Source organism: Flavobacterium sp. LK-23, from assembly GCF_058135255.1.
Map to the genome: position 1 here is coordinate 46505 of NZ_JBYUVT010000005.1, position 14539 is coordinate 61043.

Genomic DNA, 14539 nt, shown 5'->3' on the forward strand with positions numbered 1-14539 from the left:
GATGTGATTATAAAAATTTATAAGTTGATAAATTTTGACTATTAGTTATTTTAAGTTATTGAATATCAATATTTACTGGTAAAATGCCATTGAAACTATTTTTTTCTAAAAATTGAATTCCTGCTGTTTTTTGAAATTCTTCAAAATCTTGATACGCCTGAATTAATCCCGAAGCCTTTTTTAGATTCGGAATAAGTGGTAAAACGTACGGGTTTCCAAAAACGTAAACAATGCATTTTTTGGTTTGCAGCAAATCCGAAAGTAGTTCTAAAACTTCATTGTTTACTTCGAAATTATTTAATGGTTTTGCTTTTGGAACAAATAAGGAAATAATGATCGTGTCGAATTTCTTTAACTCACTTTTGATCAAATTGATGTCTGAAGTTTCTAAGCTTTCAAAAGCAAATTCTGGTGAAGGTAATTTTGTATTTAAAGTTTTGAAGAATGTATTTTCGGTATTTTTATATAAGCTCAGTTTGGCTAATTTGTTGTTTTTCTGCGCTTCAAACGCTAAATCTGAAGTGCCATTATCAATTATTTTTGTAATTGCATTTTGAGCGATTTCAAGATTTAATTGAGATGTTTTTTCGAAGTTTAATTGGCCTGAAATTGCAGTATTTCCAGAAAGGATTCCTGCTTTTTCTTTTGCTTTCATGATTCTATTATAACTTTCGAAAATACGGTCTGGAGAAGCATTTTTATAAATCGCTTCAATTCCTTCGGGAACATTTTCTGCGAAACATAAAACATCATTTCCAGCATTGAAAGCTTCCCATTCTAATTGGCCTTTTGTTTCGTACAATTTAGAAACGCTGTGCATATTTAAAGCATCAGAAATTACCAAGCCATCGTAACCTAATTGATCACGCAAGAGGTCTTGAATAACGCCTTTTGATAAAGTTGCAGAAGTATCTTTTCCGTCATTTAAACTCGGAACCGCCAAATGTCCAATCATAATCGAATCAACATTATTTTCAATTCCTTTAATGAACGGATATAATTCGTTTTCCATTAATTCTTCCAGCGTTTCCTTTAAAACCGGCAAGCCTAAATGCGAATCGACATTGGTATTTCCGTGTCCAGGAAAGTGTTTCAGACAGCCTAAAACACCAACTTCCGACATTCCTTTTAAATATTCAATCGAAAAATCGGCTACTTTTTCTTTGTTTTCACCAAAAGAACGATAACCAATTACAGGATTGTTTGGGTTATTGTTGATGTCTGCCAAAGGCGATAAATTATACTGAATTCCAGCTGCTTTTAAATCTAAACCAATTTGTTTTCCAACTTCGTAAATTAAACTTGATTTATTTTCTGGTAAAGCGCCAAGCGTAATGGCGTACGGATATTGAGGTGTTTTTTCGATACGCATTGCTAAACCCCATTCTGCATCAATACTGATTAAAAGTGGAGTAGAAGCTGCTTTTTGATAACGAGCAATAAGTACTTTGATTTTTTCGTAACTGTCATCGTTGAAAACCACTTTTTTCTTGCTTTCGTAATTCGTTGCAGCACTCGCACGACTATGAAAAAAGGTCAATCCTCCTATATTATGTGTTGCAATTAAACGTTCCGTTTCCTGAATATTTTCTTCGGTATCGTTGATGAATACTGCTGGAAAGAAAAATTGTCCTATTTTTTGTCGTAATGCTTCTGCTGTGATTTTCATTGTTATAAAGTCTTTTTCATGCAAACACTATTATCCATTTTCTCGTAAGGTGGATAATTGGGAATTATGGTGTAATTTAATTTTTGATATAAGTTGATGGCTTCGGGCTGATTTTTTCCAGTTTCGAGAATGGTATAAGTATAACCAACTTCTTTTGCCCAGATTTCTAATGCTGCTAAAACTGCCGATGCAATACCTTTTTTTCTGTGATCAGGATGAACATACATTCGTTTGATTTCTGTTGTTTCTGGTTCCTTTTCGCGAAAAGCGCCACAGCCAACAGGAATTCCGTTATCATAATACACGAGCACATGTTTTATCTTATCCGTTTTGTTAAACTGATTGTAAAACGCATGATCTTCACCGTCTCTAATCGCCAAATCTTGATCTAATAAAGCGACCAGATTTATAAAATCGATATCGTCTGAATTCGTACGTTTTAAAGTAACCATGTCAAATAAATTTAGTTATCTTGTTTTTACCATTAAGGCATTAAGTTCATAAAGCTATGGCTTAAATCGCTTAATCTATTCGAGGTGAAAAAATTAAGCTTAGCGCCTTAGTTTTACTTTATTCTCTTCTTTTCAATAAGAAAGTTCATAAAGCTTGGCTTAAATTACTTAATGTCTTAATGGTAAAAATTATTTCAACTTTGCCTTCTTTTGTTTAGCCAATTGTTTTTTGGTTTCAAGAGCTTTTTCCAGTCTGTTTTTAAAACGGAAAAGCTTTGGTAGTCCTTCTAATCGGTCTTCAATGGTGATTATTTCGTAAACCACAATTGCTTTTTCTAAAACGCGGATTTCATTTTCCAGATCGTTTTCGTTTTTGTAGATCGTTGCCAATCGATCATAAGGGTGATTTCCTTTAAAGCCTTCTGCAACATTTTCTTCATACAACTCAATCGCTTTTTCTAGATTTCCATTTTTCTCGAACTCAGTTCCTTTCAGATTGCGTTCGTTCTGCAAATTCTCATTGATTTCCATAGGTAAAGTTTGATTTGGGGGTTAAACTTCTTCTGATTTCTTCCCAAAATCTTTTGGGAAAGTTAAAAAACGTGATAAAATAAGACCTGGAATTGTAGCTATTAGAACCCAAATAAAGAAGTTTTGATAGCCTAAAAATTTCTGAATATAACCGCTTAACATTCCTGGAAGCATCATTCCTAATGCCATAAAACCAGTTGCCAGTGCATAATGTGCTGTTTTTGATTCTCCTTCGGCAACATGAATTAAATACATCATGAAGGCGGTAAAGCCAAAACCGTAACCGAATTGCTCTACAATTACAACGGCATAAATGTAATAAATTGATGTAGGATGAAAGAAAGCCAATAATATAAATCCTAAAATTGGAAGGTGCATGGCCAAAAACATAGGAAACATCCATTTGGTCAATCCTTGTTTTGAGATTGCAATTCCGCCTAAAATTCCGCCGATAGTTAAGGCTGCAACTCCGCAAGTTCCGTAAATAATTCCAACCGCTTCGGTGTCTAATCCCATTCCGCCTAATTCTTTTGGATCCAGTAAAAACGGACTTAGCATTTTAAGCAATTGAGATTCTCCTAATCTGAAAACCAAGATAAAAGTTAGAATTAACCCGATTTGTTTTTTCTTGAAGAAGCTGACAAATATGGTTCCGAAACTTTGATTTGGTATTTCTTTGTGATTTTTTACTGCATTAACTTCATTTTTTGGTGTGAAAATGAAATTATAAACGGTAATGAAAGCCATTAATAAACCAACACAAATCATGGTATAAGACCACGCCTTTGTATTATCTCCAAATTTATGTTCTAAATAACCTGCAAAAAGCACTACTAATCCGTTTCCTGCCAGCATTGAAAGTCTGTAAAAAGTACTTCTAATACCAATAAAGAAAGATTGCTTGTCTTCTGGTAAAACCAATAAATAAAAACCATCGCTGGCAATATCATTAGAAGCCGATGCAAAAGCCGCAACCCAGAATATGGAAAGTGTCATGATAAAGAATCCGTTGAGCGGAATGGTGAAACCAACCAGCAGAAAGGCAATCGAAATTATTAATTGCATCAGCAGAAACCATTTTCTTTTGGTTCCGATTAATTCGATAAGCGGACTCCAAAGCGGTTTAATAACCCAAGGCAGATAAAGTAAACTGGTGTAAACACCAATATCTTCATTTGTAATTCCTAGATTTTTATACATAATTACCGAAACAGAGATAATTATAGCATACGGTAATCCAGAAGCGAAGTTAAGAAGCGGAATCCAAAACCACGGTTTATTATCTGTTTTCATTTGGCTGAGCTGGTATATAGTTTTTTAAAGGCTTTTTTAAATCTATTGCAGTTGGAGAACTTTCGTTGGCATAATAATCAATAAAAGTTACAGCGCAAGCTTTGTAAAGATTCAGTTTTCCGGCCGCTATTGCGAAAGTAATTTTTCCGTCAACTTCTTTAACCGTTACTTTTTCGATGATTTTTGTAGCATCATTAATGTCAATTTTTGAAACATGCTCGCCTCCATAAACTACCATATAACGAACTTTCGTATTCAGCGGACTTTGGAAAGTGAAATTATATTTAATGCTGTCTTTACTGTATTCTAATACTTTTGGCGTATCGATTATGACGTGTCTTAAATTTGGAACTGCAGCTGGAAGTGCAGGATATTTGTATTGATTTTCTTCTAAATGGCGAACCACATCGAAGTTTTTCCCCATGAACCATTTTGAGCTGAAATAAGCGCTACCTGATACATTTTTGAAAGTTCTTAAGAAATCAATTTGAGTTGGAATTTCGGTAATATAATTCCAGTTCTTATCGCCGTCAGCTCTAATTTTGTATGTGGCGTGACCGATGTAAATAGCGGTATTATTGGAGTTTTCCGACCACCATTTTACCAATTTAGAATAAGAAGCTCTTGGATTATTCATACTCCAATACAATTGAGGTAAAATATAATCGATCCATTTTTGATCCATCCATAACATAGGGTCAGCATACAAATCGTCGTAGTTAGATGTAGATTGTGTTTCAGAACCTTTTGGATCTTGAGATTTATTTCTCCAAACTCCAAACGGACTAATTCCGAATTGAACCCAAGGTTTACTTTCTTTAATTGTATTTGAAATAGAATGTACAAAGTTGCTCACATTGGCACGGCGCCAGTCAGCACGGCTTAAACCTGAGCCATATTTTTGGTAAGAAGCATTGTCGTTAAACACTTTTCCTGGAACAGCATAAGGATAGAAATAATCATCAAAATGAACTGCATCGATATCATAGTTATCAACGACTTCTTTAACCACTTTGGTTAAATGGGCCTGTACTTCTGGCAATGCAGGATCGTAATAGTATTTTCCACCGTATTCAATCATCCATTCTGGATGTTTAAAAAGATCGTGGTTTGGACTTAAAAGATTTTTATTCAAATCGAAAGTCGCACGATACGGATTCAGCCACGCATGAAATTCAAAACCTCTGTTATGCGCCTGTTCAATCATCCACGCCAATGTATCGTAATAAGGGTTTGGAGCCAAACCTTCTTTCCCAGTCAAAAATCGAGACCAAGGCGCAAATTCTGAGGGATAAATAGCGTCTCCAACACTTCTAACCTGAACAATTACAGCGTTGTAATTCAGTTTTTTATAAGCCTCTAAAATTTCAAGGTAATCAGCTTTTTCTTTTTCTACATTATCTGTACTTGTTTTCGGCCAGTCAATGTTTACAACCGTTGCAATCCAGACACCTCTGAATTCGTTTTTAGGATGCATGTTTTTTTCCTGTGCATTAGAAATCGAAGTAATGAAAAATGAAATTAAAAGAAAGAATATTAAGTGCTGATTTTTATGCATTTCAATGTTTTTTAACAGGAATCAAAAATAGTTTTTTTCCGCCACGAATTCACGAATTATTTTTTTTAATGATTGTGTGTTTTTCCGCCACGAATTGTTTTTTTTAGGATTGTGTATTTTCCGCCACAAATTCACGAATTATTTTTTTAATGATTGAAGATAATCCAATCGGCATATTCCGTGTAATTAATCGCGCTTATTTCGCATAGATTAGCGCTAATTTGTGAATTCGTGGCTGTAATCTTAATCAGGAAACGAAATTTTCCCCATTGTTACCGATGGAATTCCTTTGCTGTTTCCAAAATTGTAATCTCCTCCAGAAACGGTTTCGTTGGCCAAAAGCGCAAATAAAACCGCTTCTTTGGCATCACTTAAAATGCCCAAATCGTCGCTGGTGTGAAACTGGCAAGGCAATAATTCCTTTAGCCATTTTACCAATAACGGATTATTCGTTCCGCCTCCAGACATATAAATATGAAAATCTTCTGCTGGAACAGGAGTGTTTTTTATGTTGAAAAAAATTGCTTCTGCAATAGTTTCAGCGCTTAAACGCGTTAAAGTCGCTAGCAAATCTGATGCCGAAATATTTTCTAAGCTACATTTTACCAAAGCCGACTGCACAAAATCTAAATTAAACAGCTCTTGACCAATTGATTTTGGAAAACTTTTTTGGAAGAAATCATCTTTTTTAAGTTCGTTTAAAAGTTCTTGATTTACAGTTCCTTGTTGTGCAATTTCGGCATCTTTATCGTAGCTTTTTTCAGGGAAATAATGTTTGGTAAAAATGTCGATTAACGTATTTGCGGTTCCAGTATCGGTTACAAAAACTTCCTCGGCGTTCAGAGAGGCTGGGAGATAAGTATAATTCCCGATTCCGCCCATGTTGAGCATAATTCGGTTTTCGCCTTTTTTTCCGAATAATAAGTAATCGCCATAAACAGCCAAGGGAGCGCCTTCACCACCCGCCGCCACGTGTTTTTGTCTGAAATCTGAAAGTGTGATAATTCCCGTTTTTACCGCAATATGATCTCCGTCTCCAATTTGCAAAGTTGCGTTTGGAAATTTTTCCTGCTGATGCAAAAACTTCGGAGCGTGTAAAACGGTTTGCCCGTGAGAAGCAATTAAATCTACTTCGCTTGACGAAATATTCCATTTTGAAAGACAATTGTTAATCATGCCGCTGTGCAATATTCCAATCCATTCGTTTAATAAAGCCAAATGCTGAAAATCGATAGTTTTCTGTGCAAATACTTTTCTAATCTCGTTTTTAATGTCTTCAGAATAAGAAATCGTTTCAAATTCTAGGATTTTCACATTCGTATTTTCGCCAGAACCCGAAATAGCGCACAAAGCAATATCAAGTCCGTCGAGAGAAGTTCCAGACATTAAACCCAATATTTTTCGGGTTTCTTTTTGAGCTATAGTATAGAGTGCGGTTATGTTTTTATTCATTTAAAATGAGGTTTTATAGTAGTCAGTTTATTGATAACGCTAAAATGGGATTATTTCGGATATAAATGTAGAAAATTGTGAAATTTTATTTTAAACACATAGAAACATAGTTTGTTTTACGGTAAAAGGCGTTTAGCTTGTTTAAACAAACATAACCAGTGGTTTCAACCACTGGAAACGTATCGTAAATTATATTGTGTTCCAGTGGTTTCAACCACTGGCTATATTAAAAAAATGTGTTTAAACAAAATGATAACTAGCAGATAAAACTTACATCTCTTTTTATATATTTGCCCATAACCAATTCAAAAAAAATACACCATGATTGTTATTCTAGGACTTATCGTATTCCTTCTTATTGTTGGAATTGTCATCTACAATTCACTTATCGGAAAAAGAAATCAAGTTACCAATGCGTTTTCGGCGATTGATGTAATGTTGAAAAAACGTTTCGATTTGATTCCGAATCTTGTTGAAGTTGTAAAACAATACACAAATTACGAACAAAGCACATTAACTAAAATCGTTGAGCTTCGTGCTAGAGCAACTTCTGGGAATTTAACAGATGAAGAAAAAGCGAGTTTGGATACTGAATTAAGTTCGGCTGTAAAAGGTTTAATGGTAACAGTTGAAAATTATCCTGATTTAAAAGCCAATACCAATTTCTTAAATCTTCAAACAACTTGGACAGAAAGCGAAGAGCAAATTGCAGCAGCAAGAAGGACTTATAATGCTTCTGTAACAGATTATAACAACGCTATTATGATGTTTCCTGGTAATATGTTTGCGGGAATGTTGGGTTACACTAAAATTGATGTTTTAGAAACACCAGAAGAAGAACGTAAAAATATTAGTGCAAAAGAACTATTTAATAATTAATGGATTCAGAAATAAATTCGAAAGCAAAGTTGCAAGACATTCTGAATAGCTTAGAAGTTGATCGAAAAAAAATAGCCGAAACCTATCAAACCTGTTACATTTTAATTGGACTTGCAGTGTTGATTTTGGTTATTGGATTAATCATTCGATTTGTTCCTTTGGGGATTATTGGCTGTTTGGTTCCTGTAATTATTGCCATTGTAATGTATTTCAGAATAGAAGACGATGCTGTAAAATACAAGTTGTCTTATAAAATGAACGTTGTTGGAGCGGCGTTAAAAGACATTAACGAGACGCTGACTATAACGCCGCAAAGCGGACTTCCAGAATATGAATTTATAAGTTCGGAACTTTTTACAACAAGACCAGATCGCTATAAAACACAGGATTTAATAAGCGGAATAGTCGATAAAACCTCTTTTTGGTTTGCCGAAGTTCACGCCGAGTATAAAACGGAAACTCGAACTAAAAATGGAACAAAAACAACTTGGCATACGATTTTTAAAGGAATTGTTTTTGTAGCTGATTTTAATAAAAATTTTAATGTTTCGACTGTTGTACGTCCAAAAGGTATAGCAGATGCCATTGGTTCATGGTTTTCGAAAAACGTTTTCAGTTTCGGTAACTCCGAGTTAGTACAATTAGAAAATACAGTCTTTGACGAAATATTTGTTACTTATTCTAAAAATCAAATCGAAGCGCGATACATTTTGACGCCTGCCATGATGGAAAGAATTTTGGATTTAAATAACAAATGTGATGAAACGATTTCGATCTCGTTTATACATTCTAAAATGTATATCGCTTTTCCGCTATCTCACAATTACTTTGAAGCACCAATTCATTCATCGCTTTTAGCTTCTGATTTACTTACTGATGATCTTTCGATTGTTCAGTTTATGCAGGATATTGTTCATGAATTGGATTTGAATACTAGGATTTGGGGGAAGGAGTAATTAAACTATAATGTTTATGAAAACAACTTTAGCTTATATTTTTCAATTTTTGTATTGGGTTTGGTTTGTTCTTTTTTTCTTTTACACCATAAGCGAGATTTTTAGACTTGCTCAGTCTCCTGTAGGTGAAGCAATCGTTTTTATGGGTGTTTCAACTTTGGTTTTATTTTTTGTTGGACTTTTTCTATATTTATTTACACTTACCGTTGAGATTCCAAACGAGATGAATAAATTTTTAAGATCAGGATCTCTTGTTTTTTGTGTTGTTTTGATTATAGTATTTTTTATTTTTATTCGGAATAATGGTGATTTAAAAGTTTATTATTAAATAATATAAAACCTCGATTTTTAAGTCGAGGTTTTTCTTTTTAAAGCTTTACTCCATCTCCAAATAAGGATTTAAAGTCTCAGCCAATTCATTGAGCCAGTAAAAGCTGTCTCTTAATTTGATGATTTCGCTTTGAAACGTTTCATGTTCGCTCAAAACGCATAAAGCGAGTGTGAAATTTACTTGTCTTAAAGTTTTAGCCATTTCTACAGGATCGATTCTGTCGTTGAAAAAATTCAAAAGCTTGATTTCGGTTTGTTTTGAAATTGTGTTGGTACTCATAAATGTTGTAGTTTTAGAAGTAAAAAACCCTTGTAGATTAGTGTTTCTAACGCCTACAACAGCGCTTACGGTCGTTTCCGATACCGCACACATAATACAAGGGCAAATCTTATTTCGTTCTTAATGTTGTAGTTTAAGAATTGTAAAAATATCAAAAAAAACAATAAAAAGTAAGAAAAGTAATATATTTTTTTTTATTCTTTGAAAACGAGCTAAACTCAGTAAATCATCTTTAAAAGGTAAATATAAAACGTTATTTTGAGAAAAGGTAAACTCAGTAAGATTTCCACGCAGTTTGTCATTTCGAGGAACGAGAAATCACACGCGGGATTCCGCAAACATAATCGACAATCTATGTGGTTACGAGTGTGATTTCTCCCTTCGGTCGAAATGACAAGATTGAGGGATTTCTTTTGAAAATAGAATTATTAGATTTAGATTTGAACTACAAATTATGATCGAAAAAATCTTAAAAGACTACATTACATTTATCAGAAGCTTCGAAGCTTTATTAAAAGATAAATATCAAAAAGATATAAATCCATGTTTATTTTCAATTACTTTTTTTGAAAGAGTAGGTTCAATAGATGATATTGAATATTATTTTCACGGAAGTGGATGCACTGCAAAAAAAGATGGAGTTATTTATGCTTACGATATTTCAATTTTTGAAAAGGATATAATCGAATTTTCTCAATGGAATCTTACTGAACTTATAAGAACTCATCCGGAATATCAGAAATTAAATTATAGTGAAGATTATATCGAGTATGAATTGTTTCAGCTTATAAACAAAGGACTTTTAAATTGGATAACTATTGAAGGAGTTGAAGGCAAAGCTTTTGGATGTGTCTTTAAATGTTATAGAGTTGTAGAAGAGTCTTTTTTTATTCAGTAAATCTTCTAATGAAATCAAGTGCCCTAGCCCTGATGGAAGCGGCATCCTTTTGTAGTGGGGTTCACCACAAAAGATATAGCGGACAGCAGGAGTAGCTTCTGAAAAATATCTTATTTGATTGGCCAGCCAAATTTTAAAATATGTTGTACAAAGTCTTCGGCTTCTTTGTTGGTTTCGATTACATAATCATATAAAGAAAAATCAACACTGGGTTCTTTTGTAACGGTTGCAAATTTGATGTTTTCATTTGAAAATTCGATTGCTAATTTATGTTCGAAATTTTCGGGAAAGCAATCAATTTCATAAATCTGAAATTCGTTGAAAGCTTCGTAAAAGGTTATTTGTGATCCAAATATGGTTTTTAAGTAATCCTTGAAATTTTCTACATTTATTTCTCCTGTAATAGAACGATCTTTTGATACATTTTCTTGTTTTTTGTCAAATACAAAATCAGAGAAAAGTAATGCCGATAAGATAATATTTAGACACCAGACAGAACAGATAAATGAAAATCCATAATAATAAAGGTCATAGTCTTTTTTTATATAGGTTATGCTAAAACCTGCGATGAAAATTAAAATGGTTATAAAACTTAAACTAGCAGTGGGTTTTAGATTAAAGCATAGTCTTAAAGTGATTAGTTGAATGGATAGATAGATAAGTAAAACTGCAAGAAAAGCAAAGACCTCGATTCCGAAACTGAATATTAGCATTACGAAATAAAAGATACAAAATGCTAGACCTATAAAAAAGAACATAAAAGTCATGATTAGAAAATTGCGAATAAAATTTCTAAAAATACAAGAATGAAAAATGCCTAAAAAAGTGCAATAAATTACATAAGAATTAATAAAAGACCTATTTGTTATTTTGTTTTCTAGATAAGAGGTTCCGAAAAATAAGAGCAGGTTTAGTAGTATTCCAAACAAAATAAAAAAAGAAATTCTTTTGAATAATTTGTCTTTTTGAATGTCAAAAAAATGATCTTCCATCTAGATGTTTTTGAATTTGAAGATAATATTACGAATAAAATAAACAAGTAAAAAAATCTTTGACATTCTAAATCTTTGAATATCTATTTCACTACAAACTCATTGTAGGATTCTCTCAGAATTTTATAAAATATGATGGAGTTGTTAGATAAATTCATAAAATAGAATCGTTTTGCCCTGTGATATTTTTATCTTTGTCGTCTGAGTTTTTTCAGGAAATATTTTTATAAAAAGCACATTTACATGTTGACCCAATCTCATTTAGAGCAATTAGCCGCTAGTCTCGAAGGCACACTTTTATTCGATGAGCTTCATAAAACGCTTTATTCTACAGATGCTTCGGTGTACCGAATTAAGCCTAATGCGGTGGCAATTCCTAAAACGACTGAAGATATTGCCAAACTGATTCAATTCGCGGCAAAACATAAGCTGTCGATTACGCCAAGAACTGCGGGAACTTCGCTGGCAGGACAAGCAGTAGGAGACGGATTGGTGGTTGATGTGTCGAAGCATTTTACAAAAATTATTTCATACAATGCCGAAAAGAAAACGGTTACGGTTCAGCCTGGCGTAATTCGCGATGAGCTGAATTTATTCTTAAAACCTCACGGCGTATTTTTTGCTCCCATTACATCAACATCAAATCGCGCCATGATTGGCGGAATGGTGGGAAATAACTCTTCGGGAACAACTTCGATTCGATATGGTGTTACGCGCGATAAAATTGCTGAGGTAAAAGCACTTTTAAGTGACGGTTCTGAAGTGGTTTTTAAAGATCTGACTTCGGCTGAATTTATCGAAAAAACAAAAGGTGATTCTTTAGAAAATAAAATATACAAAACGATTTACGACGAGCTTACTATAAAAGAAGCTCAGGAAGAAATTGTAAAAGAGTTTCCGAAACCTGAAATTCATAGAAGAAATACAGGTTATGCCGTTGATATTCTGCTGAAATCGGAATTATTTGGCGGAACTGAACCCACAATAAATCTCGGAAAATTACTTTGCGGAAGTGAAGGAACTTTGGCCTTTACAACCGAAGTGACGCTGAAAGTTGATGATTTGCCTCCGCCGCATAGTATTATGGTTGTGGGACATTATCATACGATTCAAGAATCTTTAGAATCTGTTGTCGTGGCGATGAAACATCATTTGTACACTTGCGAAATGATCGACGACACGATTTTAGATTGTACGAAAACGAATCGCGAACACATTAAAAATCGTTTCTTTTTGGTTGGAGAACCGAAAGCAATTATGATGTTTGAAGTCGCATCGCATACTTTAGAAGATGCAGAAAAACAAGCCGATGCTTTAATTGCCGATTTAGAAAAAAACAATTTTGGATACGCTCGCGTAAAAATCTACGGAAATGATATTGACAAAGCCAATGAATTGAGAAAAGCAGGTCTTGGACTTTTAGGAAGTATTGTAGGCGACGATAAAGCAGCAGATTCGATTGAAGATACGGCGGTAGAATTGAGCGATTTGCCAGCGTATATTGCTGAATTTTCGGCAATGATGTTGCGTCATGGGCAGGAAGCGATTTATTATGCGCATGCGGGTGCAGGAGAATTGCACCTTCGTCCGGTTTTGAATTTAAAGAAAACTTCTGATTTAAAATTATTCAGAACCATTGCGACTGAAGTAGCGCATTTGGTGAAAAAATACAGAGGTTCGCTAAGTGGTGAACACGGCGACGGAATTGTGCGCGGAGAGTTTATTCCGTTCATGATTGGCGATAAGAATTACGAACTTTTGAAAAGAATCAAATTGGCATTCGATCCAAATTCGGTTTTGAATATTGGGAAGATTGTAAATGCTTTGAAGATGGACGAGAATCATCGTGTTATTTCAGGAAGACTAGAACCGGATATTAAAACGTTTCAGGATTTCTCAGACAGCTTAGGAATCTTACGTGCCGCCGAAAAATGCAACGGTTCTGGCGATTGTCGAAAACTGCCATCTGGCGGAGGAGCGATGTGTCCGAGTTATCGTGCAACGCGAAATGAAAAAGAAACGACTCGCGCAAGAGCCAATGCTTTGCGAGAATATTTAACGTATTCTGAAAAAGAAAATAAATTTGACCAGAAAGAATTATACGGAGTTTTTGAGTTATGTGTAAGCTGTAAAGCCTGCGCAAGCGAATGTCCAAGTAACGTAGACGTAGCGACTCTAAAAGCAGAATTTTTATACCAATATCAAAAAGCAAACGGATTTTCTACTCGAAATAAGATTTTTGCCAACAACGCCAAACTGAACAAAATGGGAAGCAAATTCCCGTCGATTACGAATTTTATTTCGAACCAGTCTTTGGTGAAAAAAACAATGGGAATTGCGCCAGAAAGACAAGTTCCGTTATTGGCGAAAAAGACTTTTAGAAAATGGTATGCTAATAATAAACCGTCACAAACCGATTTTCCAAACGGAAGATTGTATTTGTTTGTAGATGAATTCACGAATTATTATGATGTCAATATCGGAATCGATGCTTTCGAATTATTGACAAAATTAGGCTATCAGGTTTTGGTTGTTGATCATGAAGAAAGTGGAAGAACGTATCTTTCAAAAGGATTTTTGGAAGAAGCGAAGAAAATTGCCAATCATAATGTAAGTGTTTTCAAAGATCTGGTTTTAGGAAACGCACCTTTAATCGGAATTGAACCTTCGGCTATTTTGACTTTTAGAGATGAATATCTTCGTTTAGCCGATGATAAAGAAGCTGCGGAGAAATTATCCAGAAATGCTTTTACAATTGAGGAATTCTTCAAAAAAGAAATCATAGACGGAAAAATCACAGCCGATTCTTTTTCAGAGGAAAGTAAAGAAATTAAGATTCATGGACATTGCCACCAAAAATCGTTGAGTTCTGTTGAGGCAACTTTTGCTATGCTGAATCTTCCAAAAAATAATACGGTTACAATTTACAATTCAGGTTGTTGCGGAATGGCGGGTTCTTTTGGTTATGAAAAAGAACATTACGAAGTGAGTATGCAAATGGGTGAGGATACGTTATTTCCTAAAGTGCGTAACACTGCCGAAAATGTAAAAATCGCCGCTGCAGGAACAAGTTGTCGTCATCAAATTTATGATGGAACAAAACGTGAAGCGCAGCATCCAGTGAGTATTTTGCGTAGCTGTTTGAAGTAAATTAACCGCAAAGGTCGCAAAGAATTACGCAAAGAGCGCTAAGATTTTTTTGCCACAGATTAAAGGATTAAAAAGATTTTTCCAATCTTTATCTAAATA

Annotated in this window: 13 protein-coding genes; 5 read left to right on the forward strand and 8 right to left on the reverse strand. The window is 34.2% G+C overall.

The features are described from left to right. Positions 1–55: 55 nt before the first annotated feature. The 6 genes from AC3Y25_RS09510 to AC3Y25_RS09535 all read right to left on the reverse strand — a co-directional run bounded on the left by AC3Y25_RS09510 (position 56) and on the right by AC3Y25_RS09535 (position 6955). Positions 56–1669 (reverse strand): glycoside hydrolase family 3 protein, encoded by a 1614-nt coding sequence (locus AC3Y25_RS09510; protein ID WP_489902578.1) that lies wholly within the window; start codon positions 1667–1669, stop codon positions 56–58. 2 nt (positions 1670–1671) lie between these two features. Next, positions 1672–2121 (reverse strand): GNAT family N-acetyltransferase, encoded by a 450-nt coding sequence (locus AC3Y25_RS09515; RefSeq protein WP_489902579.1) that lies wholly within the window; start codon positions 2119–2121, stop codon positions 1672–1674. Between the two features lie 189 nt (positions 2122–2310). Beyond that, positions 2311–2652, reverse strand: a complete 342-nt coding sequence (locus AC3Y25_RS09520; protein ID WP_379797308.1) for a hypothetical protein — start codon at positions 2650–2652, stop codon at positions 2311–2313. Positions 2653–2673: 21 nt separating this feature from the next. Next, a complete protein-coding gene (locus AC3Y25_RS09525; RefSeq protein ID WP_379797310.1) occupies positions 2674–3945 on the reverse strand; it encodes an MFS transporter in 1272 nt (423 codons plus the stop codon). Next, entirely contained in the window at positions 3932–5503 is a 1572-nt protein-coding gene (locus tag AC3Y25_RS09530; protein ID WP_489902580.1) for a glycoside hydrolase family 10-like protein, read from the reverse strand. Before AC3Y25_RS09530 ends, AC3Y25_RS09525 begins: the two co-directional genes overlap by 14 nt. Before the next feature lie 243 nt (positions 5504–5746). After that, positions 5747–6955, reverse strand: coding sequence for an anhydro-N-acetylmuramic acid kinase (locus tag AC3Y25_RS09535; protein ID WP_489902581.1), 1209 nt, complete (start codon positions 6953–6955; stop codon positions 5747–5749). Positions 6956–7276: 321 nt separating this feature from the next. Between AC3Y25_RS09535 and AC3Y25_RS09540 the strand changes: the two genes are divergently transcribed. From AC3Y25_RS09540 to AC3Y25_RS09550, 3 genes are read left to right on the forward strand one after another with little or no spacing between them, the layout of a single operon-like run. Beyond that, positions 7277–7834: a LemA family protein gene (locus AC3Y25_RS09540; protein ID WP_379797314.1), complete on the forward strand. Its 558-nt coding sequence runs from the start codon at positions 7277–7279 to the stop codon at positions 7832–7834. Then, the gene (locus AC3Y25_RS09545) at positions 7834–8790 is read left to right on the forward strand and encodes a DUF3137 domain-containing protein (RefSeq protein ID WP_489902582.1); all 957 of its coding nucleotides are present in this window, start codon (positions 7834–7836) and stop codon (positions 8788–8790) included. Before AC3Y25_RS09540 ends, AC3Y25_RS09545 begins: the two co-directional genes overlap by 1 nt. Before the next feature lie 16 nt (positions 8791–8806). Further along, positions 8807–9118, forward strand: a complete 312-nt coding sequence (locus tag AC3Y25_RS09550) for a hypothetical protein (RefSeq protein ID WP_427872538.1) — start codon at positions 8807–8809, stop codon at positions 9116–9118. A 48-nt stretch (positions 9119–9166) separates the two neighbouring features. Here AC3Y25_RS09550 and AC3Y25_RS09555 read toward each other — a convergent pair whose 3' ends face one another. Further along, the gene (locus tag AC3Y25_RS09555; RefSeq protein WP_427872539.1) at positions 9167–9400 is read right to left on the reverse strand and encodes a hypothetical protein; all 234 of its coding nucleotides are present in this window, start codon (positions 9398–9400) and stop codon (positions 9167–9169) included. Positions 9401–9854: 454 nt separating this feature from the next. Between AC3Y25_RS09555 and AC3Y25_RS09560 the strand changes: the two genes are divergently transcribed. Then, a complete protein-coding gene (locus AC3Y25_RS09560; protein ID WP_489902583.1) occupies positions 9855–10298 on the forward strand; it encodes a DUF6896 domain-containing protein in 444 nt (147 codons plus the stop codon). Positions 10299–10408: 110 nt separating this feature from the next. Here AC3Y25_RS09560 and AC3Y25_RS09565 read toward each other — a convergent pair whose 3' ends face one another. Continuing rightward, the gene (locus tag AC3Y25_RS09565) at positions 10409–11056 is read right to left on the reverse strand and encodes a hypothetical protein (RefSeq protein ID WP_489902584.1); all 648 of its coding nucleotides are present in this window, start codon (positions 11054–11056) and stop codon (positions 10409–10411) included. A gap of 477 nt (positions 11057–11533) precedes the next feature. On the opposite strand from AC3Y25_RS09565, the gene AC3Y25_RS09570 reads away from it, so the two are divergent. Continuing rightward, positions 11534–14440, forward strand: a complete 2907-nt coding sequence (locus AC3Y25_RS09570; RefSeq protein ID WP_489902585.1) for an FAD-binding and (Fe-S)-binding domain-containing protein — start codon at positions 11534–11536, stop codon at positions 14438–14440. The last annotated feature ends 99 nt before the right edge of the window (positions 14441–14539 follow it).